General features: G+C 70.7%; 13 protein-coding genes. 9 read left to right on the top strand and 4 right to left on the bottom strand.

From position 1 onward, the window contains the following. Positions 1 to 93 precede the first annotated feature (93 nt). Positions 94 to 2,940: a glycoside hydrolase family 3 C-terminal domain-containing protein gene (locus ABZ027_RS12815; protein ID WP_356767359.1), complete on the bottom strand. Its 2,847-nt coding sequence runs from the start codon at positions 2,938 to 2,940 to the stop codon at positions 94 to 96. Between the two features lie 378 nt (positions 2,941 to 3,318). Between ABZ027_RS12815 and ABZ027_RS12810 the strand changes: the two genes are divergently transcribed. The 7 genes from ABZ027_RS12810 to ABZ027_RS12780 all read left to right on the top strand — a co-directional run bounded on the left by ABZ027_RS12810 (position 3,319) and on the right by ABZ027_RS12780 (position 14,494). Further along, positions 3,319 to 5,013 (top strand): extracellular solute-binding protein, encoded by a 1,695-nt coding sequence (locus ABZ027_RS12810; protein ID WP_356767357.1) that lies wholly within the window; start codon positions 3,319 to 3,321, stop codon positions 5,011 to 5,013. Positions 5,014 to 5,040: 27 nt separating this feature from the next. Continuing rightward, entirely contained in the window at positions 5,041 to 6,075 is a 1,035-nt protein-coding gene (locus ABZ027_RS12805) for an ABC transporter permease subunit (protein ID WP_356767355.1), read from the top strand. A gap of 8 nt (positions 6,076 to 6,083) precedes the next feature. Then, positions 6,084 to 7,031: a carbohydrate ABC transporter permease gene (locus ABZ027_RS12800; protein ID WP_356767551.1), complete on the top strand. Its 948-nt coding sequence runs from the start codon at positions 6,084 to 6,086 to the stop codon at positions 7,029 to 7,031. Positions 7,032 to 7,278: 247 nt separating this feature from the next. Beyond that, positions 7,279 to 9,480: a 1,4-beta-glucanase gene (locus ABZ027_RS12795; RefSeq protein WP_356767353.1), complete on the top strand. Its 2,202-nt coding sequence runs from the start codon at positions 7,279 to 7,281 to the stop codon at positions 9,478 to 9,480. Then, positions 9,480 to 11,447, top strand: a complete 1,968-nt coding sequence (locus tag ABZ027_RS12790; RefSeq protein WP_356767351.1) for a beta-galactosidase — start codon at positions 9,480 to 9,482, stop codon at positions 11,445 to 11,447. Before ABZ027_RS12795 ends, ABZ027_RS12790 begins: the two co-directional genes overlap by 1 nt. Continuing rightward, entirely contained in the window at positions 11,444 to 13,741 is a 2,298-nt protein-coding gene (locus ABZ027_RS12785) for a glycoside hydrolase N-terminal domain-containing protein (protein WP_356767349.1), read from the top strand. The genes ABZ027_RS12790 and ABZ027_RS12785 overlap by 4 nt, the downstream gene beginning before the upstream one ends. Positions 13,742 to 13,780: 39 nt before the next feature. Further along, complete coding sequence (locus ABZ027_RS12780; RefSeq protein WP_356767347.1) at positions 13,781 to 14,494, top strand: hypothetical protein; 714 nt, start codon at positions 13,781 to 13,783, stop codon at positions 14,492 to 14,494. A gap of 31 nt (positions 14,495 to 14,525) precedes the next feature. Here the strand turns inward: ABZ027_RS12780 and ABZ027_RS12775 are convergent, their stop codons facing one another. The 3 genes from ABZ027_RS12775 to ABZ027_RS12765 all read right to left on the bottom strand — a co-directional run bounded on the left by ABZ027_RS12775 (position 14,526) and on the right by ABZ027_RS12765 (position 19,061). Continuing rightward, complete coding sequence (locus ABZ027_RS12775; RefSeq protein WP_356767345.1) at positions 14,526 to 15,713, bottom strand: sulfotransferase; 1,188 nt, start codon at positions 15,711 to 15,713, stop codon at positions 14,526 to 14,528. Positions 15,714 to 15,804: 91 nt separating this feature from the next. Further along, a complete protein-coding gene (locus tag ABZ027_RS12770) occupies positions 15,805 to 17,865 on the bottom strand; it encodes a glycoside hydrolase family 31 protein (RefSeq protein WP_356767343.1) in 2,061 nt (686 codons plus the stop codon). A 179-nt stretch (positions 17,866 to 18,044) separates the two neighbouring features. Then, positions 18,045 to 19,061 carry a LacI family DNA-binding transcriptional regulator gene (locus tag ABZ027_RS12765; protein ID WP_356767341.1) on the bottom strand — a complete coding sequence of 339 codons (1,017 nt, stop codon included), beginning with the start codon at positions 19,059 to 19,061 and terminating at the stop codon, positions 18,045 to 18,047. Between the two features lie 301 nt (positions 19,062 to 19,362). Here ABZ027_RS12765 and ABZ027_RS12760 point away from each other — a divergent pair, with 301 nt between their 5' ends. Both ABZ027_RS12760 and ABZ027_RS12755 read left to right on the top strand, forming a co-directional pair. Beyond that, positions 19,363 to 20,046 carry a hypothetical protein gene (locus ABZ027_RS12760; RefSeq protein ID WP_356767339.1) on the top strand — a complete coding sequence of 228 codons (684 nt, stop codon included), beginning with the start codon at positions 19,363 to 19,365 and terminating at the stop codon, positions 20,044 to 20,046. Between the two features lie 112 nt (positions 20,047 to 20,158). Further along, the gene (locus ABZ027_RS12755) at positions 20,159 to 22,090 is read left to right on the top strand and encodes an acyl-CoA dehydrogenase family protein (RefSeq protein ID WP_356767337.1); all 1,932 of its coding nucleotides are present in this window, start codon (positions 20,159 to 20,161) and stop codon (positions 22,088 to 22,090) included. Positions 22,091 to 22,278 lie beyond the last annotated feature (188 nt).

Here is a 22,278-nt window from a genome sequence, read left to right as displayed (position 1 = left end):
AGACACGGGACCCCCTCGTCAGTCCCCGAAGGGGCCCGGCACCGAAGCCTTCCGGTGCCGGGCCCCTTCTCTGTGCCGGCGTCCTCCGGACCCTCAACCGGAGAAGCCGACGTGCGCGAGCCGCAGAGCGCCGCGCAGTCTGAGGTGGACGTCCCGCACGCCCTCGGCGGTCATCGCGGCGCCCAGGGTGGTGTAGTCGTAGGGGCCGCTCCCGGGCGCCTCCGCCGTGAGGACGGCCCCCGAAGGGCCGCCGTCGAGGGAGATCTCCACCGTGCCCTCGCCCGCCACGGACACGGTCACCGCTGTCGCTCCGGCGCCGAAGTCGCAGGAACGGTAGACCAGTTCACCGGTGCGGCCCGGCGCCGCCGTCACCACGTCGCCGCGCTCCTTCGTGCGGTCGACGATGTCCACGCCGCTCTGCTCGTCGAAGTCGGCCGCGTCCAGGCCCCGTTCGAGCACGGCACGCGGGGTGGCGGGCTCGCCGTCGAGACGCACCGTCGTACGCAGTCGGACGTCCTCGCTGGAAGCGCCGGCCATGAGCTCGTAGTCCCCCGGCTCCAGCCGCGGGCGGCCCTGCGCCACGTCCCAGAACTCCAGGGCGGACAGCGGGACGTCGAAGGAGAGGTCCGTCCGCTCGCCGGGTGCGAGCGTCACCCGGCGGTGCGCCACCAGCTCGCGGCGCGGGCGGGGGACGGACGGGTCCACGGCGCGGGTGTAGAGCTGGGCCACCTCGTCGGCCGTCACCTCACCGGTGTTGGTGACCGTGAAGGAGACATGCAGGGCCTCGGCGGCGACCCGCACCGCCAGATCGCCGTAGGAGAAGGACGCGTACGACAGTCCGTGGCCGAACGGGAACAGTGGCGTGCCCTCGAAGTAGAGGTACGTCTGGCGGCCGCCGATCACGTCGTAGTCGAGCAGACCGGGCAGGTCGGCGTCGTCGGCGTACCAGGTCTGCGGGAGCCGGCCCGCCGGCGAGACGTCGCCGGCCAGCACCCGGGCCAGCGCGGTGCCGGCCGCCTGACCGCCGTGCGCCGTCCACAGCACGGCGGGCAGGGCCGCGGTGTCGAGGGCGTACGGGTAGGCGGAGGTCAGCGCGAGCACGGTGTCCGGGTTTGCCGCACGGGCGGCGCGCAGCAGCCGCTCCTGCTGGGCGGGCAGCCGCAGGGTCGTGCGGTCCTCGGTCTCGCGGCCGTTGATGTGCGGGTCGTTGCCCGCGACCACCAGCACCACGTCGGCCTCCGCCGCGACCCGGGCCACCGCGTCCTCGCCGCTTTCGACGACCACGACCTCGAAGGTTTCCGGGTTCCCGTCGGCAACCCTTGCTCCGTCGGCGGCGACCGACACATGGCGACCCGTGCCGACGTGCCTGAGGAGGTGTCCGTTCCCGTGGGATTCACGCGGTTCCAGCCGGAACGTCTCCTGGACGACCCAGCCTCCCGGCTGGTCGGCGGAGGCCCGCAGCCGGCCGTCCTCGGCGACCGAGATGTAGCGGCCGTCGGGCGCGCGCAGGGTCAGCACACCCTCGCCCCAGTCGACGAGCGCGAGCTCGGTGCCGGCCGCGTCGGTGGTGAGCGCGGGCAGGTCCGTGCGGCCCGCGAGCAGCGCCGGGTCCAGGGCGCCCTGGGCGCCGCGCGCCTCGTCAAAGGCGCCCTCGGCCTCGGGCACGTGCAGAAACGTACCGGCGGAGGTCTTCAGCAGGACCCGGTCCACGCCCTCCGCGAACTGGACGCGCTCGGCGTCGAACCGCTCGTACAGGCCCGCAAGCGGGGTCGAGCGGTGGATGAGGGTGCCGCTGTACCAGTCGAGCTTGCACTCGTCGGCGAGCAGACCGACCACCGCGATCCGGGTGCCCGGGGCCAGCGGCAGCACGCCGTCGTTCTTCAGCAGCACCACCGCCTGCTCGGCGGCCTCCTGGGCGAGCGCGCGATGCTGGGGGGTGTCGAAGTCGCGGACGTCCGCGTACGGGTCGTCGTGCGGGTCGAACTCGCCGAGCCTGAAGCGGACGGAGAGCTGGCGGCGCACCGCCGCGTCGATGTCGGCCTCCGTCAACAGGCCCTGCTCCAAGGCACCTTGGATGCGCTGGACGATCTGCGAACTGTCCGTGCCGTGATCGGTGAAGCTGTCCACCCCGGCCAGCAGCGCGGCCGCGGTCGCCTCCTCGTGGGTGTCGAAGTAGTGCTCCGAGTCGACCAGGTTGGTGGGCGCGCCCGCGTCCGAGCAGACCAGCAGCTCCTCGTCGGTCCAGGTGCGCAGGTGCTCGCGCAGATGGGGCGAGACATGGTTCGGGCGGCCGTTGACCAGGTTGTACGCCGGCATCACCCCGGCCGTGGCGCCCGCCTCGACCGTCTCGCGGAACGCCCGCAGGTCGTACTCGTGCAGCACCCGCGGGCGAACCGAGCTCGACGTGGTGGCGCGGTCGGTCTCGTTGTTGTGCGCGAGCCAGTGCTTGAGGACCGGCGCGGTGCGCCAGTACGTCGGATGGTCGCCGCGCAGACCCCGCGTGTACGCGGTGGCGATGGCGGAGGTGAGTTTCGGGTCCTCCGAGTAGCCCTCCTCGTTACGGCCCCACAGCGGGTGCCGGAGCAGGTTCACCGTCGGCGCCCAGACGTTGAGACCGACCCGGTCGTCGCGGGCGCGCATCGCGCGGGTCTCCTCGGCCACGGCCTCGCCGACCCGTCGTACGAGATCGGTGTTCCAGGTCGCGCCGAGGCCCACGGCCTGCGGGAACACCGTCGCCGGGCCCATCCACGCCACGCCGTGCAGTGCCTCCTGGCCGGTGCGGAAGGCGGCGATGCCGAGCCGCTCGACGGGCGGGGCGAACTGGTGCAGGAAGCCGACCCTCTCGTCGAGGGTCAGCCGCGACAGCAGGTCGTCGATGCGCTTCGCGAACGGCAGGGCCGGATCGCGGAAAGGCGGCGTAGGCGGCGTTTGTGCGGTCACGTGGGGTTCCCCTTGCGATGGAGCGGCGGGCGCTTTCGAAGCGCTTCGATGCTCATTCGGCGCGGGGGTGGGTGTCAAGACATCCCGGGGCGGCAAGTCCGGCCTGCCACCGACATTTCAAGTCACGTAAGACCTCGGTTGTTTCCTCCACGCCAGGCAGGAATCTTGGGGACGACCCTTGTGCACCCCTGGGTGTTCACTTAATCTCGCAGCAACATCGAAGCGCTTCGACTACGTCGATCACGAGGTCTGCCCGCCGGACGGTGCGCAGCCCACCGGGGATCAGGGAACCGCTTCGGCTCAGCCAGTTCCACTCAAGACACCGCAGCCGACGGCTCCACCGCCGGGTGTCCTGGTGCGCCATGAAGGGTTGACGCAATGACGCCGAACGCCGCCTCCGAGTCCTCCGCACCCAGCCGGAGAAGCTTCCTCGCCTCCACGGCGGTCGCCGCCGCCGCGGTGGCGGGCGGGATGCCGCTGCTGTCCGCCTGCGGCGGTTCGGACGGCGGGTCGCGCGACGGCACGACCTCGGGGAGGGACGCCAAGAAGCTCCTGCCGACGTACGTGGCCAGCAACGTGGTGAAGCCTGACATCCCGTCCAAGAACGGTTCGTCGATGGGCTTCACCACCAAGCTCGACGTGGACACCCTCAAGACCTCGGTGGCGAAGAAGCTCGGCAAGGGCGGCGACGTCACCATCATGTCGCCGTTCTGGGGCTCGCCGCCGAAGCAGAACAACACCTACTACACGTCGATGAACGACCTGATCGGCGTCGACGTCAAGTGGCGGAACCAGGACGGCAACACCTACGACCAGAAGCTCGGCGCGGTCCTCGCATCGAGCGACGTACCGGACGTGGTCGTCGTCCCCAGCTGGAACATGATGGGCAAGATACCCAGCGCCATCATCGGCAAGTTCGCCGACCTGGGCCCGTACCTGTCGGGGGACAAGGTCAAGGAGTACCCCAACCTCGCGGCGATCCCGAGTGACGCCTGGCAGCGTTCCATCTTCGGCGGCAAGCTGATGGGCCTGCCCCAGCCCGCCCCGTCCGTCCCGACCATCGTGCCCCTCTACCGCCAGGACCTCTTCGACAAGGAGGGCTACGAAGTCCCCCGTTCCGCCGACGAGTTCATGGCGCTGTGCAAGGACATCACCAACGCCAGGGCCAAGCGGTGGGCCTGCGGTGACATGAAGTGGACCGCGATGAACACCTTCGGGGTGCTCGGCGGAGGGGAGAAGCCCCTGTGGTGGAACCTGGTCGACGGCAAGCTGATCAACCGCATCGAGACCCCGGAGTACCTGGAAGCCATCGAGTGGACGCGCAAGTTGTTCGCCGCCGGAGTCGTCCACCCCGACTTCAAGCTGGGCAAGAGCCAGGCCACCGACCCCGCCCCCAAGTTCGCCGCCGGCGAGTTCCTGATCTGGAACAACAACATCGTCAACTGGTACGGCCAGCAGGCCTCCCAGGCCACCCAGAACCCCGACTTCAAGATTTGGGGCATGGACCTGTGGAACCACGACGGCGGTGACCCGACGCTGTACGCCCAGAACCCGGCCGGCATCTTCGCCTTCGTCAACAAGAAGGCCTCCGAGTCCGTCATCCACGACGTCCTGGCGGTCGCCAACGTCACCGCGGCGCCGTACGGCACCAAGGAGTGGATGATGACCAACTACGGCGTCGCGGGCACCCACTACACGATCAAGGACGGCGTCCCCGTCAAGAACGACAAGGGCAACAACGAGGTTCTCAACGCCTTCGTCATGGTGGCGAGTCCCGCCGCGACCACCGCCCACCCCGACTTGCCCGACTACACCAAGGGCATGGTCGAGTGGGAGCAGCGGACGGGCGCCTTCACCAAGAAGTCGTCCTTCTGGGGCCTGCAGATCACCGAGCCCTCCCGCTGGACCAACCTCGCCAACAACTTCGAGCAGCTCGAGGACGACATCATCCGCGGGCACAAGAAGATCAGCGACATGCAGCAGGCCGTCTCCGACTGGAAGAGCAAGGGCGGCGACAAGCTGCGCGACTGGTACAAGAAGCTCCTCGACGAGAACGGCTCGGCGGCGAGCTGAGAAGGCTCTGAGGCAAGGAGAACAACCGTGTCCCACAGCACGGTGCCTCGGAGCGGTACCGAGGCCGGCACACCGGTGACCACCCCGGTGGCGTCCGACGACGCCACCGGCGCCCAGAAGGCGCAGCGCTCGGGCAAGCTGAGTCTGAGGCTCAGGTTCAGACGCGACCGGGTCCTGATCCTCATGACGCTCCCGGCCGTCCTGCTGGTCCTGGTCTTCAACTACCTGCCGATCCTCGGCAACGTCGTCGCCTTCCAGGACTACGACCCCTACATCAGCGACAACGGCATCGTCTCCATCCTGCACAGCCCCTTCGTGGGCCTGGAGAACTTCCAGCGGATCTTCGAGGACTCGGCCTTCTGGAACGCCGTGCAGAACACGCTGGTCCTGTTCTTCGTCCAGCTGGTGCTGTTCTTCCCGATCCCGGTCCTGCTCGCGCTGCTCATCAACAGCGTGATCCGGCCCCGGGTCCGGGCCGTCGCGCAGGCGGTTCTCTACCTGCCGCACTTCTTCTCCTGGGTGCTGGTCATCGCCGTCTTCCAGCAGATGTTCGGCGGCGCGGGAATGCTCTCCCAACTGCTGCGGCAGAACGGCTACGACGGCCTCGACATCATGACCAACCCGGACACCTTCGCCTTCCTGCTCACCGCGCAGAGCGTGTGGAAGGACGCCGGGTGGGGGATCATCGTCTTCCTCGCCGCGCTGGCCTCGGTGCCGACCGACCACTACGAGGCCGCCGCGATGGACGGCGCCGGACGCTGGCGCCGCATGTGGCACGTCACACTCCCCGCCCTGCGTCCGGTGATCGCCCTCCTGCTCGTGCTGCGCGTCGGCGACGCCCTGACCGTCGGCTTCGAACAGATCCTGCTGCAACGCGACGGCGTCGGAACGGGCGCGGGTGAGGTCCTCGACACCTTCGTGTGGTGGAACGGCGTACGCAACCAGGACTTCGGCTACGCGGCCGCCGCCGGCCTGATCAAGGGCGTGGTCAGCATCGGTCTGGTCCTCGCCGCGAACAAGATCGCCCATCTGATGGGCGAGCAGGGGGTGTACGAGAAGTGACGTCCGTGATGTGGGAGCCGGGCCAGGACACCGGGCCGGCCGAGCGGAAGGCGCCCCGCTGGTGGTCCGCGCCCGAACGCCCGGCCTGGGAGGAAGAACCCTCGAAGGCCGGCCTCGCGGGCAAGGGCATCGCCCTGACGATCGCCTGCCTCGCGGTCGTCTTCCCGCTGTGGATCGTGATCGTCACCAGCCTCTCCTCGCGGAAGACCATCGACGAGGCGGGCGGCCTCGTGATGGTGCCCAAGGGCATCACCTTCATCGCCTACCGGGAACTGCTCAGCGGCGGCCAGGTCACCCGCGCCACGATCGTCAGCCTCCTCGTCACCCTGTTCGGCACGCTGTTCTCGATGGCGGTGTCCGTCCTGTGCGCCTACGGCCTGTCCCGCCGCGGATCCCTCGCCCACCGCTGGATCCTGATGACGATGCTGGCGACCATGTTCTTCAGCGCCGGCCTCATCCCCACCTATCTGCTGGTGCAGTCCCTCGGCCTGACGGACAGCTATCTCGCGCTGATCCTGCCGAGCGCGCTGAGCGTCTTCAACATTTTGGTGCTGCGCAGTTTCTTCATGGGGATCTCGCAGGAACTCATCGACGCCGCGCGCATCGACGGCGCCGGGGACTTCCGGGTCCTGTGGCAGATCGTCATGCCGCTGTCCCGGGCGGTCCTCGCGGTGATCACGCTGTTCTACGCGGTCGGCTACTGGAGTGCCTGGTTCAACGCCTCGCTCTACCTGAACGACCAGGACATGATGCCGTTGCAGAACGTCATGATCCAGCTGGTGCAGAAGCAGGAGCCCCCGGTGGGACTCGGCCAGGCCATCAAGACCGGGCAGCTCTCGGGGCTGGCCATACAGATGGCGGTCATGGTGATGGCGCTGCTTCCGGTCGCCGTGCTGTCTCCCTTCGTCCAGAAGCACTTCAAGAAGGGGATGCTGACGGGCGCGGTGAAGGGGTGACTGGTTCGCCTCATCAGTGGGGTGCGTCGGCCGACTGGCGGCTGCGGGTCGTACGTGGCTTGTCGCGCCCACGCGGCGGAGCCGCATATCGATGCAGCCCCGCGCCCCTAGGTCGGCAAGCTGCGGGCAGTTGTGCCGCTGGGGCGGCACGGGTGGGCGCGGCGGCACCCCGCCAGCGCCGGCGAGCGAAACCCACCCCCCGGCCCAAAGCATCCCCGCACCCACTCATCCACCCCGAGGTACCCCCATGCACGTCACCCGCCGCACAGTCATCGCCGGCACCGCCGCTGCAGCCGCACTCGCAAGCCTCCCCGCGGTGCAGGCCCGCGCGGCCACCGTCGCCGCCCCCGCCTACCGCTGGCGCACCGCCGTCATCGGCGGCACCGGGTTCGTCACCGGCGTCCTCTTCCACCCCTCCGTACGCGGTCTCGCCTACGCCCGTACCGACATCGGCGGCGCCTACCGCTGGGACGACCGGGCCGCACGCTGGACCCCGCTGACCGATCACCTCGGCTGGGACGACTGGAACCTCCTCGGTGTCGAGGCCGTCGCCGTCGACCCCGCCCACCCCGACCGTGTCTACCTCGCCCTCGGCACCTACGCCCAGCCCTGGGCCGGCAACGGGGCGGTCCTGCGGTCCGAGGACCGGGGTGCCACCTGGGCTCGAACCGATCTCGGTGTGAAGCTCGGCGGCAACGAGGACGGCCGGGGCGCGGGGGAGCGGCTGCTCGTCGACCCGCGGGACAGCGACACCCTGTGGCTGGGCACCCGGCACGACGGGCTGCTCAAGTCCACCGACCGGGGCGCCACCTGGGCGGCCGTCGGCGGCTTCCCGGGCACGCCGAGCGCGAACGGCCAGGGCGTCACCCTGCTCGTCGCCGCCGGTCGCACCGTCTACGCCGGCTGGGGCGACTCCGACGGCTCGGCAGGCTCCCCGAACCTCTACCGGACCGCCGACGGCAGCACCTGGGAGGCCGTCCCCGGGCAGCCCTCCGGCACCGCCGCCAAGGTCCCGATCCGGGCCGCGTTCGACCGCCACACCCGCGAGCTGTACGTGACGTACGCCGACGCGCCCGGACCGAACGGCCAGTCCGACGGCAGCGTCCACAAGCTGCGCACCGCCGACGGGAAGTGGACCGAGGTCACGCCGGTGAAGCCGGGCGGGACCACGAGCGACGGCTCCGCCGACACCTTCGGCTACGGCGGGGTCGCCGTCGACGCCCGCCGCCCCGGAACGCTCGTCGTCTCCACCAACAACCGCTGGGCCGCCATCGACACCCTGTACCGGACCACGAACGGCGGCCGCACCTGGACATCCCTGAAGGACACGGCGGTCCTCGACGTCTCCGAGACGCCGTTCCTCACCTTCGGCGCCGACCAGCCCAAGTTCGGCTGGTGGATCCAGGCCGTCGCCGTGGACCCGTACGACTCGAAGCACGTCGTCTACGGCACCGGCGCCACCCTCTACGGCACCCGGGACCTCACACACTGGGCGCCGCAGATCCGTGGCCTGGAGGAGACCTCCGTACGCCGGCTGATCTCGCCCCCGACCGGGAAGGCGCACCTGCTCAGCGGCCTCGGGGACGTCGGCGTGATGTACCACGAGCGGCTCACGGCCTCGCCGTCACGGGGCATGGCGGGCAACCCCGTGTTCGGATCGGCGACGGGACTCGCCCAGGCCGCGGGCAGACCGTCGTACGTCGTCCGCACGGGCTTCGGCGACCATGGCAACGGGGCCTACTCGAACGACGGCGGCAGGTCCTGGGCGCCCTTCGCGGCCCAGCCCGCCCTCGCCAAGGACGCACCGGGGCCGATAGCCACCAACGCCGACGGCAGTGTGCTGCTGTGGACCTTCGTGCACTGGGACGGCACCAAGTACCCGGCCCAGCGCTCCACGGACAACGGAGCGACCTGGTCCGAGGTCTCCACCTGTCCCAAGGGCGCCACCCCGCTCGCAGACCCGGCCGACCCGACGCGTTTCTACGCGTACGACACCGACACCGGGACCCTGTTCGCCAGCACGGACGGCGGCCTTACCTTCACCAGGCGGGCGAGTGGACTGCCCTCGGGCGACAGCCAGTTCCAGCTGGCCGCGGCCCCGGGGCGCTCGGGCGACCTGTGGCTGAGCACCAAGGAGAACGGCCTCCACCGGTCAACCGACGGCGGAGCGACGTTCACCAGGCTCACCAGCTGCCGGGCCTCGCACACCCTCGCCTTCGGCAAGGCCGCCGACGGCGCCGACTACCCGGCGGTCTACCAGGTCGGCTCCACGGAGGCGATCACCGCCGTGTACCGCTCCGACGACTGCGCGAAGACCTGGGTGCGCGTCAACGACGACCGGCACCAGTGGGGCTGGACCGGCGCGACCATCGCCGCCGACCCGCGGCTGTACGGCCGCGTCTACGTCGCCACCAACGGCCGGGGCATCCAGTACGGAGAGCCCGTCTGATGCCGAACCTGGACGACGCGACCCACGGCCGCATCCTCTACGGCGGCGACTACAACCCCGAGCAGTGGCCCGAGGAGACCTGGCAGGAGGACGTCCGCCTCATGAAGGCGGCCGGCGTCAACTCCGTCACCCTCGGCGTCTTCTCCTGGGCGAAACTCGAACCCCGCCCCGGGGAACGGGACTTCGGCTGGCTGGACCGGCTGATGGACCTGACGCACGACCACGGCATCGGTGTCGTCCTGGCCACCCCCACCGCCTCCCCGCCGCCGTGGATGGGCCACCTGCACCCCGACACCCTGCCCGTCGACCAGGACGGCCGCACCGAGTGGTGGGGCGGACGCCAGCACTTCTCGCACTCCAGCGCCACCTACCGCCGCTACGCCGCCGCCATCACCGAGGACCTCGCCGCCCGCTACGGCGCCCACCCGGCCCTCACGATGTGGCACATCAACAACGAGTACTGCACCTACGACTGGAGCGACGAGGCCGCCACCCGCTTCCGGGGCTGGCTCCGGGACAGGTACGGCACCCTCGACGCCCTCAACGAGGCCTGGGGCACCGCGTTCTGGAGCCAGGGCTACGGCGACTGGGCCGAGATCCACACGCCCCGCCACGCCCACTACATGAAGAACCCGAGCCAGGTGCTGGACTTCAGGCGGTTCACGTCCGACATGCTCCTGGAGTGTTACGTGGCCGAGCGCGACATCGTCCGCCGGGCCACCCCGCACCTCCCGGTCACCAGCAACTTCATGCCGCTGTGGGTGGGCCAGGACGCGTGGCGCTGGGCGGAGGAGGAGGACGTCGTCTCGGTCGACCTCTATCCCGACCCGCGTGATCCGCTCGGCGCGCAGAACGGCGCCCTCATCCAGGACATGACCCGTTCGCAGGCCCACGGCCCCTGGATGCTGATGGAACAGGCCGCCGGTCCGGTCAACTGGCGGGGCGTCAACCACCCCAAGCCGCGCGGCCTCAACCGGCTCTGGTCGCTCCAGGCCGTGGCCCGGGGCGCGGACGCCGTCTGCTACTTCCAGTGGCGGCAGTCCAGGCAGGGCGCGGAGAAGTTCCACTCCGGGATGGTCAGCCACGCGGGGGAGGAGGGCCGGACCTACCAGGAGGTGAAGCGGCTCGGCGCCGACCTCGCCACGATCAGCGCACATGTGACGGGCACGCACACCCCGAACGACATCGCGGTCCTGCACGACTGGCACGCCTGGTGGGCCGCCGCTCAGGACGGCAGGCTCTCCGACCAGGTCGACCACCCCGACATCCTCAGGGCCTGGCACCGCGCCCTCTGGGAGGCCCACCTCACCACGGACTTCGCGCACCCCGAGCACGACCTGAGCGGGTACCGGCTCGTGGTCGTCCCGCAGCTGTACGCGCTCACGGACGCGGCGATCGACAACCTCCTGGCGTACGTCCGGGACGGCGGCACCCTCGTCTCCGGCTTCCTCACCGGCGTCGCCGATCAGGACGACCGGGTCCGGCCCGGCGGCATGGACGCCCGTCTGCGCGAACTGTTCGGCATCCGCACGCTGCACGAGTGGTGGCCGCTGGACGCAGGCGAACAGGTCCAGTGCGACGGCTTCCGCGGCACCCTGTGGTCGGAGGAGATCGAGACGACCGAGGACGCCGAGACGGAGGCGGCGTACCGGGAAGGCGAACTCGACCGACTGCCCGCTGTGCTCCGCAAGGGCCGCGCCTGGTACCTCTCGACGCTCCCCGAGCCGACGGCCCTGCGTGACCTGCTCGCCCGGATCGCCGGTGACGCCGGTGCCCGCCCTGCGCTCGACGCACTGCCCCCCGAGGTCGAGGCGGTCCGCCGCGGTGACCTGCTGTTCCTCCTGCACCACGGGCGCCACCCGGTGACCGTCGAGGTGCCCGGCACCCACCAGGACCTGCTGACCGGCGCGACCGTGACCGGCGAGATCACCCTCGGCCGCTATGGAGTGGCGGTGCTGAAGCCATGAGCGCGGGCCCCGTCCACGGCACCTGGGAGCCGCGCCCCGCCGCCCGCTGGGAGGACGCCTTCCTGAGCGGCAACGGCAGCCACGGCGCCCTGGTGTTCGGTGATCCGAATGACGAACGCGTCATCGTCACCCAGCACACCCTGGTCCGTCCCAACGGGGGCGAACACGCCCGCCCGCCGGAACTCGCCGCCGAACTCCCGGCGCTTCAGGACAGGTTGCTCGCCGGGGACCTGTCCGCCGCCGAGACCTTCACCGACGGCCGTGACCTCCAGTGGGTCCAGCCCTTCCACCCCGCCTTCCAGATCCGGCTACGGCGGCCCAAGCCGGCAGAGCCGGGCGCGTACCGCCGCCACCTCGACTTCACCACCGGCGAGGCGACCGCCCAGGGCGTGGACCTGAGCAGCCAGGTCTTCGTCTCCCGCGCCGACGACGTCGTCGTCCAGCGGATCGACACCCCCGACCTGGACATCTCCCTCGACCACCGGCTCCCCGGCGCCCCCCACGACCTCGCCGTCGGCCAGGGCGCCGTCCTCACCCCCGAGGGCGCCCTGCTCACCCTCCGCGCCCGCTACCCCGGCAGCGACCGCGGGTACACCGGAGTGACGCTGGTCGTGGTCTCCGGCGGCCGTACCGCCCTCACACCCCCCGGCCTGCGGATCACCGGCGCCACCTCCGTGCTGCTGCTCACCCGGGTCCTGCGCCACCCCGACCGGAGCAACGCCCCGGTCACCCCGAACGCCGACGAGACCACCCCGAACGGCCTGACCGGCCTGACCGGCCTGATCGACCCGTCCGACCCGTCCGACCCGGACCCGCTGGCCCAGGCCCGCGCCCTCGGCGACCTGCTCCCGGCCGACGAGGACCCGTACACCGGCCTCCTGGCCCGCCACGCCGCCCTCCACCGCACGGCGTACCAGCGGGTGACCCTCGACCTCGACGCGGACCCCACCGAACGTGCCCTGCCCGGCTCGGAGTTGCTCGCCCGCCCCGACAGCCCCGCCCTCCTGGAACGTCTCTTCGCCGCCGGCCGCCACCACCTGCTCTCCGCCAGCGGCATGCTCCCGCCCCGCCTGGTGGGCCTGTGGACCGGGGACTGGAACACGGCGTGGTCCGGCGCCTTCACCAACGACGCCAACCTCAACCTGCAGACCGCCTCCGCCGCGGCGGCGGCCCTCCCCGAAGTCACCGAATCCCTCGCCGATCTGATACATGGTCAGCTGAGCGACTGGCAGGAGAACGCCCGTGCCGTCTTCGGCACCCGTGGCGCGGTCGCTCCCGCGCACACCGACGGCGAGTCGGGGCTGACGTACCACTTCAGCCGCGAGTACCCGCTCCACCTGTGGACGGCCGGCGCCGACTGGCTGCTCAAGCCGCTCGTCGACCACGACGAGACCCGCGGCGAGAAAGACCCGCGCACCGCCCACGCACTCGCCGAAGTCGCCCAGTTCTACGAGGACTTCCTCACCCGCACGGACCCCGACGGGCACCTGGTGGTGGTCCCCTCCTACTCGCCGGAGAACCGGCCGGCGAACGCGAGCTGGGGCGCGGTCAACGCGGCCATGGACCTGTCCGCCGCCCGGCACGCCCTGCTCACCGCCGCCGCCTACCACCCCGACCAGCCGGAACGGGCCGACCGCTGGCGCGCGCTCGCCGACCGTCTCCCGCCCCACCGGACCAACACCGACGGCGCCCTCGCCGAGTGGGCCAGGCCCGGCCTCGACGACTCCTACGACCACCGTCATCTCAGCCACCTCTACGGCGTCTGGCCGTTGGACGAGATCACCCCGTACGACACCCCGGACCTCGCCGCGGCCGCCCACCGGGCGCTCGAACTGCGGGGCTCCGAGAACGACTCGGCACACGGCCACCTCCACCACGCCCTCGTCGCCGCCCGGTTGCGCGACGGCGAACGAGTCGCGCACGCTCTCCGTCAGGTGCTCAAGGGCGACTTCTTCCACGACTCGCTGATGAGCGCGCACTACCCGGACCGGAGCGTCTACAACGCGGACGCCGCGCACACCCTGCCCGCCGTGCTCGTCGAGATGCTCGTCCACTCGACGCCGGACCGGCTGATCCTGCTGCCCGCGCTTCCGGTGGCGTACCCGACGGGCCGGCTGCGAGGCATCCGCACCCGGTTCGGGGCCGAACTCGACCTGACCTGGAGCCCACAAGAAGCACACGCGGTGCTACGCCCCACCCGTAGCCACCGTGTCGAACTCAGGACTTCCTCCGGCGCGCGGCCGCTCGACCTCGTCGCCGGAGAAGACCACGTCATCACCCTGAGGGCGTGGTAACTCCCCCCGCGATTTCCCCCCACCCCGAAAGGGACACCCATGGCAAGAAGCACTCTGCGCAAGGTCACCATGGCCGTACTGGCCCCGGCGATGGCCATCGGCGCCACCGCCACTCTCGCCTCCGCCCCCGCCTCGGCCGCCGTCTGGAGCTCCTGCGACCAGTGGGGCAACACCAGCCTGAACGGCTACACCCTCTACAACAACATCTGGGGCTCCGGCGCCGGCAGCCAGTGCGTCTGGGCCAACTCCGGCACCAACTGGGGCGTCAACGCCAACCACCCCGACACCGGCGGCATCAAGTCCTACCCGAACGCCAAGAAGGTGATCAACAAGTCGATCACCTCGCTGGGTTCGCTCTCCAGCAACTACAACGTCACGGTCCCGTCGTCCGGCGCGTACAACACGTCGTACGACATCTGGGACACCGACTACGACTACGAGATCATGCTCTGGGTCAACAAGACCGGAGCCGTCGGTCCGCTCGGCACCTCGCAGGGCAACGTGACGCTCGGCGGCCACACCTGGACCGTCTACAAGGGCACCAACGGCGCGAACGAGGTCTTCTCGTTCGTCCGCACCTCGAACTCGACCTCCGGCACCGTGAACATCCTGCCGATCCTCAAGTGGATCAAGGACACCAAGCGCTGGTTCGGCAACGAGACCATCGGTGACGTCCAGTTCGGTTTCGAGATCACCTCGTCGTCCGGCGGCAAGGACTTCGTCGCCAACAACCTCACGGTCAGCGGCAGCTGACCGGTCGCCCGGGCCGGGGCCGGCCGTGACCTCAGGCGCGGTCGACCTCGGCCCGCAGGGTGTTGTAGTCGGCGAAGGCCGACTCGACCTCGGCCCGCGTCAGACCGTAGCGGCCCAGGTCGTAGCGGTGCGGGCGGCTGCCCCTGAGGTGGGTAGCGACCTCGGGCAGCCGCGCGGCGTCGGCGTCGGTCCAGCGGGCGCCGACAGCCTCGTAGAGCTTCGGCGCGCCGGCCGCCGGGTCGGAGCCGAGCCAGGAGTACGGCACGTCCACCAGTGCCCCGCTGGGCACGTCCGCCCTGGCCGCGAGCCCGCGCCGGACCGAGCGGCTCAGCAGGTCGAGCCAGGTGGCTCCCAGGGCGTGCGGGTCGACCCGGCGACGGGACAGGGCCATACCGCACTCGACCAGGCTGCAGAAAGAGGCGACCGCGGTCACCGGGTCGCGGTGCGTCCACACGAGGGTGGCGTCAGGGAACACGGTGAGCAGGGCGTCGAGGTTCCCGGTGTGCATGGGGGACTTCAGGATCCAGCGGCTGCGCGGCCGACCGTACTGAAGCACCTGGAGGCACTCCTTGAGGTGCCGGTAGTCGGGGACGAAGTCCCGTTCGAACTGCCGGGCGTGGTACTCCGGCAGGTGAGCCTGGGACAGCGGCACCAGGGCGTGCGGCAGGAGGAAGGTGCACTCCTCGGGGCCCTCGGCGGTCATCGGGTGGATGTCACGGAAGCGCGGGGTGAGCAGATACGTGCCGTCCAGCATCCGGCGCGCGGACGTGATCGCCTTCCGCCGCTCAGGGGGCGAGGGCTCGAGGCCGGGGGCGAGCAGTTCCCACAGCCGGGGACAGCGGTGCTCGTCGGAGAGGGACAGCACGCCGTGGGTGAGTGTGGTGGCGGTGCGCGGCAGGCCGACCACGAACACCGGCTTCTCGACGGGTTCCCGCGCGATCGCCGGGTGCTCGGCGAGCAGCCGCCGGATCCGCGCCCGGTTGGTGAGATGCCTGCGGACGTGGGACCGCGCGGACTGCCAGCCGACCGGTGACAGGCCCTCGTCGGCCGCCCACTCCCGCAACAGCAGCCTGAAGCCGTCGGTGAACCACTCGTCCCCGTCCCGTTGCCCGGCCTGGCCGGCGATCCGGTCGAAGACCCGGTCCGGGTCTCGCCGGGAGGCCAGTGCGGGCCGCAGTAACAGGTTGGCCAGGGTCAGAGGGAGGGGAGTGGAAGACACGAGGCGAGTTCCTCTTTCCGGGGGCGGGTGGCTCGGCAACAAGTGTGCTGAACAAGCAGGTTGACGAAACCACCGCCCCCCGGGAGTGCCGCTACTCCTCGACCGGAAGGCTCGCCCCGTCCCGCAGGAACAGCGGGATGCGGTCCAGCGGGGCGTCGACCGTCACGGCCGCACCGCCCTCGTAGGTGTCCCCGGTCCACGCGTCCGTCCAGGTCGCGCCGGACGGAAGGTAGGTGGCGCGGGTCGTGGCGCCCGCCGTCAGCACCGGGGCGACCAGCACGTCCGGCCCGAACAGGTAGGCGTCGTCGACCGACCAGGCCGCCGGGTCCTCGGGGAACTCCAGGAACAGCGGGCGCATGACCGGCAGGCCCTCCTCGTGGGCCTCGCGCATGACCTTCAGGACGTACGGCTTCAGACGCTCGCGCAGCCGCAGATACCGCTCCATGATCGCCCCGGCCTCCTCGCCGTACGACCACACCTCGTTGGGGCCGCCGGTCATCTCCGGGCCCAGCGGCATCGCCGGGTCGCGGAAGCCGTGCAGACGCATCAGCGGGGACAGCGCACCGAACTGGAACCAGCGGACCATCACCTCGCGGTAGGCCGGGTCGTCCGGGTCGCCGCCGTGGAAGCCACCGATGTCGGTGTTCCACCAGGGGATCCCGGACAGCGCGGTGTTGAGACCGGCCGCGATCTGACGGCGCAGGGTCGGGAAGTCGGTGCCGATGTCACCGGACCACAGGGCGGCGCCGTAGCGCTGACTGCCCGCCCACGCCGAGCGGTTGAGGGTGATCACCTCGTCCTCACCGGACGCGAGAAGGCCCTCGTGGAAGGTGCGGGCGTTGTCGGCCGGGTACAGGTTGCCGACCTCCAGGCCCGGGCCCGCCCAGTAGCGCAGGTTCTCCTGGAAACCCGGCTTCAGCTCCGGCTCGCAGGCGTCCAGCCAGAAGGCCGTGATGCCGTACCGCTCCAGGTAGTTGCGCCGCACCCGCGACCACACGAAGTCACGGGCGTCGGGGTTGGTGGCGTCGTAGAAGGCGACCTGGACGGTGGAGGCGACCTCCTTGTCCGGCCAGTCGGCGTGCGCCATCGGACCGTACTGGGTGCCGATGAAGTACCCGCGCTGATCCATGACGGGGTGGTTCTCGCTCAGCGGCGACACGGACGGCCACACGCTCACCACCAACTTGACGCCCATCTCGTCGAGTTCGCGGACCATGGCCGCGGGGTCGGGCCACTCCTTCGGGTCGAACTTCCAGTCGCCCAGGTGGGTCCAGTGGAAGAAGTCGCACACGATGGCGGCGAGGGGCAGCCCACGCCGCTTGTACTCCCGGGCCACGGCGAGGAGTTCGTCCTGGGTGCGGTAGCGCAGCTTGCACTGCCAGAAGCCCGCCGCCCACTCGGGCATCATCGGCGTGCGTCCCGTCACCGCGCTGTAGCGGCGCTGGCCGTCGGCCGGGTCGCCCGCGGTGATCCAGTAGTCGATCTGACGGGCCGAGTCCGCCACCCAGCGGGTGCCGTTGCCGGCCAGTTCCACCCGCCCGATCGCCGGGTTGTTCCACAGCAGGGTGTAGCCGCGGCTGGAGGCGAGGACCGGGATGGAGACCTCGGCGTTGCGCTGGACCAGGTCCAGGACCAGGCCCTTCTGGTCCAGCCGGCCGTGCTGGTGCTGACCGAGGCCGAACAGCTTCTCGTCGTCGTAGGCGGCGAAGCGCTGCTCCAGGCGGTGATGGCCGTTGCCGACGGCGGTGTAGAGGCGCGAGCCGGGCCACCAGAAGTGGGCACGGTCCTCGGCGAGGATCTCCGTCCCGTCGGCCGTGCGCAGGAAGCGGACCAGGCCCTCGGCGTCGACCTCGACGGTCAGTGCGCCGACGGTCAGCGAACCCACGCCGTCCTCGATCTTGACGGTGGACTCGGTGAGGGGCGGCTCGTCGAGCAGCGCGCCCGGCAGCCCCTCCAGTACCGGCCCACCGAGCCGGGCCCGGACCCGGACCGCGTCCGGGCCCCAGGGCTCGACGCGCACGGTCTCCTGGCGGCCGCTCCACTCCAGCGCGCCGTCCCGCTCCCGGAAGGTACCGACGGTGGGTGACGACTGCGCGAGGCTGACCTGGGGCTGGTCCCCGGCCAGGTGCTGGGTTTCGGCGGGCTGAGTCACTGAGTGCTCCTTGAAGGGGGGCAGAAGCAGGGCAGGCAGACAGAGGCCCCTGGCGGGGGCAGGGCGGTGCCCGGGCGGGCACGGCGGGAGTGGCGGGAGTGGCTGGGAGGACGGACGGGACGGAGCTACGGGAGAGCAGGCGCGCGGGGAGGCGTGTGGAGGAGGCGGGGTCGGAGGGGTCAGGAAAGCGTGGACGGAGCCGGTCCCGTGCTGGCCCGGACCGTCAACTCGGGCGCGATCAGCACGACTTCGTCGCTGCCGCTGCCGACGAGCTTGGCGATCAGACGCTCCACCGCGTGCCGGCCCATCTCCTGGGCGGGGATCGCGACGGACGTCAGTCGCACCGAGGCCTGCACGGCGACCTGGTCCGGGCAGATCGCGACCACCGACACGTCCTCGGGGACGGCCCGGCCCTGCTGGCGCAACAGGGCGAGCAGCGGCTCGACCGCCGACTCGTTCTGCACGACGAAGCCGGTGGTGCCCGGGCGTTCGTCGAGCACCCGGGCGAGGGTCACGGCCATCGCGTCGTACCCGCCCTCGCACGGCCGGTGCAGCAGCCGTACGCCCAACTCCTGGGCGCGGGAACGCAGTCCGTCCAGGGTGCGCTCGGCGAAGCCGGTGTGCCGTTCGTAGACGGCCGGGGCCTCGCCGATGACAGCGATGTCGCGGTGTCCGAGCTTCGCGAGGTGCTCGACGCACAGCGCCCCCGTCGCCCGGAAGTCAAGATCCACGCAGGTCAGGCCGGTGGTCTCGGCCGGCAGTCCGATGAGCACGGACGGCTGGTGGGTGCCGCGCAGCAACGGCAGCCGCTCGTCGTCGAGTTCGACGTCCATCAGGATCATCGCGTCGGCGAGCCCGCTGCCGGTGACCCGGCGTACGGCGTCGGGCCCCTCCTCGCCGGTGAGCAGCAGGATGTCGTACCCGTGGGCGCGGGCCGCGGTGGCCACCGCGATGGCGATCTCCATCATCACCGGCACGTAGATGTCGGTGCGCAGCGGGATCATCAGCGCGATGATGTTCGACTTGCTGCTGGCCAGGGCGCGGGCGCCCGCGTTCGGGTGGTAGCCCAGTTCGCGGATGCTCTGCTCGACCCGCTGCCGGGTGGTGGTGGAGATGGACCGCTTGCCACTGAGGACATAGCTCACCGTGCTCGCCGAGACTCCGGCGTGCTGGGCGACCTCGGCGAGGGTGACCATCCAGCTCTCCAAGCTTTGTGAAGCGCTTCGACAGTGCGCCATGCGAACAGGGGCGGGTGAGAGTGGTTCGACAGTAGCTTCAGCGGGGGTGGGTGTCCATAGGTTGTCGAAGCGCTTCGACTGAGACTTCCCGATGTTTCGGCACAGACGTTCCGACGCGGGGCCGGGTCGCGGTTTCCTGCGTACCACGACCGGCCGTCGCGGGCCATGGATCGGGGCGGGCGAGAGCTGGGGCCCACCGGTCCGGAGGCGCTCATGACACCCGGTAGCCTGAGCCGCTCATGACAGAGGGTGGGGAACGGTGGCGACGTTACGGGTGGCTGCGCTGGTGTGTCTGATGGGTGCCGCGGTGGCCGGTTGCGGGGACGGCTCCGGCGCCGAGGAGCGCTCCGCCCAGCAGATCCTCGACGACGCGAACGACACGATGAGTGCGCTCAAGTCGGTGACCGTCGACATGACCAGCGGCCCGCGCTTCTCCATGCGGGTGACCACCGACCTCAAGAGCAGGTGCACATCCAGGGTGACCTGGGGGAACGGCGCCCGCCTCGAACAGATCCGGATCGGCGGGACGGACTATGTCCGCCCGAATCGCGCCTACCTCGAGCGGTGGAAGGACTCGGCCGTGTCCGGACGGGACGACCAGAAGCGCTGGATCAAGGTCCCCGCCGACCGGGCCGTGCCGGGTGACGGGCTCAGTGAGTGTCCCCGTGAGTTCGCCTCGTTCGGCAAGGCGACGAAGGGCGGGTCGACCGAGGTGGACGGCCGCCCGGCGATCGCGCTGATGGTGACCGACAAGGCGGACAAGGGCGGCACCTACACCTTCCACGTCGCCACCGAGGGCAAGCCCCACATCCTCAAGGTCGTCTACAAGCGCGCCGGGGAACGCACCACCACCACGTACAGCGCCTTCGACGAGCCCCTGGGCGTGCGGGCGCCCGCGAAGGCCGACGTGCTGGACGCGACCGAAGGTGACCGCATCGGCTGAACGGACGCGCCAGGGGTGGTGGGGCCGGGGCGGATCGGGTACATACGAACGGGTAGCACCCGTCAGTAACCAAACGGCCCCAAGGTCCCGATTCGCGGCGAGGTGAGCCTCAATGTCCGCACCACCCACCCAACCCACCGTCACCGAGCGTGAAGCACGCCAGGTGGCGGAGGCCGCCCGGGAGCAGGACTGGCGTAAGCCCAGCTTCGCCAAGGAACTGTTCCTCGGCCGCTTCCGGCTCGACCTCATCCACCCCCACCCGATGCCGCCCGACGAGGCCGCCCAGCGCGGCGAGGAGTTCCTCGCCAAACTGCGCGACTTCTGCGAGACGAAGATCGACTCGGCCCGGATCGAACGCGACGCGCTGATCCCCGACGAGACGATCAACGGGCTCAAGGAGCTCGGCGCCCTCGGCATGAAGATCGACACCAAGTACGGCGGCCTGGGTCTCACGCAGGTCTACTACAACAAGGCCCTCGCCCTGGTCGGCACCGCGAACCCGGCGCTCGGCGCGCTGCTGTCCGCCCACCAGTCGATCGGCGTTCCGCAGCCGCTGAAGATCTTCGGCACCCAGGAGCAGAAGGACACCTTCCTGCCGCGCCTGGCCCGCACGGACATCTCGGCGTTCCTGCTGACCGAGCCCGACGTCGGCTCCGACCCCGCCCGCCTGGCCACCACCGCCGTCCCGGACGGCGACGACTACGTGCTCGACGGGGTCAAGCTGTGGACCACCAACGGCGTGGTCGCCGACCTGCTGGTGGTGATGGCCCGGGTGCCGAAGTCCGAGGGGCACAAGGGCGGCATCACCGCGTTCGTCGTCGAGGCCGCCTCCGAGGGCATCACGGTCGAGCACCGCAACGCCTTCATGGGCCTGCGCGGCCTGGAGAACGGCGTCACCCGCTTCCACCAGGTCCGCGTCCCCGCCGCGAACCGCATCGGAGCCGAGGGCGCGGGCCTGAAGATCGCGCTCACCACCCTCAACACCGGCCGGCTGTCGCTGCCCGCGATGTGTGTGGGCGCCGGCAAGTGGTGTCTGAAGATCGCCCGCGAGTGGTCGGCGGCCCGGGAGCAGTGGGGCAAGCCGGTCGCGTTCCACGAGGCGGTCGGCTCGAAGATCAGCTTCATCGCGGCGACCACCTTCGCCCTGGAGGCCGTGGTCGATCTCGCCAGCCAGATGGCGGACGAGGACCGCAACGACATCCGCATCGAGGCCGCCCTCGCCAAGCTGTACGGCTCCGAGATGGCCTGCCTGATGGCCGACGAACTGGTCCAGATCCGCGGCGGCCGCGGCTTCGAGACGGCCGCGTCCCTGGCCGCCCGCGGGGAACGCGCGGTACCCGCCGAACAGATCCTGCGTGACCTGCGCATCAACCGCATCTTCGAGGGCTCCACCGAGATCATGCACCTGCTGATCGCCCGCGAGGCGGTCGACGCCCATCTGTCGGTGGCCGGCGACCTGATCGACCCCGACAAGTCCCTGTCGGACAAGGCGAGGGCGGGCGCGAACGCGGGCGTCTTCTACGCCAAGTGGCTGCCGAAGCTGATCGCCGGACCGGGTCAACTCCCGCGTTCCTACAGTGAGTTCAACCACGAGGTGGACCTCTCCGGGCACCTGCGCTACGTCGAGCGCACCGCCCGCAAGCTCGCCCGCTCCACCTTCTACGCCATGTCCCGCTGGCAGGGCCGGATGGAGACCAAGCAGGGCTTCCTGGGCCGGATCGTCGACATCGGCGCGGAACTGTTCGCGATGAGCGCGGCCTGCGTACGCGCGGAACTCCTGCGCGCCACCGACGACCACGGCCGGGAGGCCTACCAGCTCGCGGACGTCTTCTGCCGTCAGTCCCGCATCCGGGTCGAGGAACTCTTCGGCCGCCTGTGGACCAACACCGACGACCTCGACCACAGGGTCGTCAAGGGCGTGCTCTCGGGCACCTACGAGTGGCTGGAGGAGGGCATCGTCGATCCGTCGGGCGACGGTCCGTGGATCGCGGACGCGACACCGGGGCCGAGCGAGCGCGCCAACGCCCGCCGCCCGATCCGCTGACCGACCCATGACAGAACGCGTTCCCCTCAGGCCCTGGCTGACAATTCCCGTCTGCCGCGCGACGCCATGCACGCTCCCCCACTGCCTTAAGGGCGTGGGAGGTGCCCCCACTCGCCGCACCGGGCGCAGGCCCAAGTACGTCCAGTACGAGGGTCTACGCCCGGCACACCGAGAGCACGCTCCCCCAC

It is taken from the genome of Streptomyces sp. NPDC006332, assembly GCF_040612855.1.
Classification (GTDB): Bacteria; Actinomycetota; Actinomycetes; order Streptomycetales; family Streptomycetaceae; genus Streptomyces.
Note: the sequence above shows the minus strand (reverse complement) of the source record. Positions and strands in the feature narration are given on the sequence as shown.